General features: G+C 62.7%; 2 protein-coding genes. One reads left to right on the forward strand and one right to left on the reverse strand.

Annotated elements, in window-relative coordinates; translation table 11 throughout:
- The first annotated feature begins 113 nt into the window (after positions 1–113).
- Positions 114–902: an SDR family oxidoreductase gene (locus VBE63_RS29745; protein ID WP_323686571.1), complete on the forward strand. Its 789-nt coding sequence runs from the start codon at positions 114–116 to the stop codon at positions 900–902.
- 103 nt (positions 903–1,005) lie between these two features.
- Here VBE63_RS29745 and VBE63_RS29750 read toward each other — a convergent pair.
- Positions 1,006–1,230: hypothetical protein (locus tag VBE63_RS29750; RefSeq protein WP_323686572.1), on the reverse strand; the 225-nt coding region annotated here is incomplete at its 5' end.

Below are 1,230 nucleotides of genomic sequence, written 5' to 3' on the forward strand. Positions count from 1 at the left end.
TGGCAAGGCTGTAGATCGGCGAGCATCTTCAGCGAGGGTCCGGCATACAGATGCGATCGGTGAGTTCCCCAGCACTGACCGAAGCCCATCAACCTTGAATCGGAGGTAGCGCCATGGCAGCACCCGTTGTCGTCATCACCGGCAGCACCAAAGGCATCGGATTGGCCATGGCCCAGGCCTTCCTGAGCCGCGGTTGCCGGGTGGTCGTCTGCGGCCGTGATGCGGAGCCTGTCGAGCAGACCGTCGACTCCCTTGGGACGCAGACGATCCGGGAACGCATCCTGGGCCAGGCCTGCGATGTGGGCGATCCGGATCAGGTGCAAGCGCTCTGGGACGCGGCGATCCGGCACTTTGATCGCGTCGACATTTGGATCAACAATGCTGGCCTCAATTCGATCGAGCAGGATTTCTGGCAGCATGATCCGGAGCCGATTCAAGCCGTGATCCAGACCAACCTCTTGGGAACCCTCTACGGCTCTCGGGTCGCCGCGCGGGGCATGATTGCCCAAGGTCATGGGCGCATCTATGCCATGGAAGGCTGGGGCAGCGGCAGCGAACGGCGACGCGGCAGCACGCTCTATGGCACCAGCAAGGCCGCAATCCGCTATTTCGCCCGCTCGATCACCGCCGAGCTGCGCTCGACACCGGTGCAGTTCGGCACCCTCAATCCCGGCCTGGTTGACACCGACCTACTGGCCCTGAGCACACGGTCTGGACGCGAAGGCCAGGTGAAGCTTTTCCTCAATCTCCTCGGCGATCGACCAGAGACGGTGGGGCCGGCATTGGCCGAGCAGGTGCTGGCCGATCGCCGTCACGGCTCGAGTATCGTCTGGCTGACGCCTTGGCGCATCCTTGGACGGTTGTTGCTGGCACCCTTTCGCAAACGCCACATCGCCGATTAAGCCCCGATGAGCCGACACACGCTGACGTGATCGAGCTGGTATCGGATCTGGCGGTTGCCGACGACAGCCACTGCATCGTCGACGTCGCTTGAGCCCGGTTTCCTCACTGCGCAACGAGCTGCTCGTCAACCGCTTCGAAGGTTTCTCGGATACCCGAGACCATGGGTCCGAGCGTAAACTTGATCGGCCGGTTCGCTTGGTCGACCCAAAGGTTGCCTTTCAGCTCGACTGACCGGCCCGAAACGTCTTCGACGAGATCCGCCGTCCAGGTGAAATGCTGGAGCTGCACGCCCTTTCCGCTCGGCAGCTCGACCGACTTGTCTCCCAA

This window comes from Lamprobacter sp. (assembly GCF_034860625.1).
GTDB lineage: Bacteria > Pseudomonadota > Gammaproteobacteria > Chromatiales > Chromatiaceae > Lamprobacter.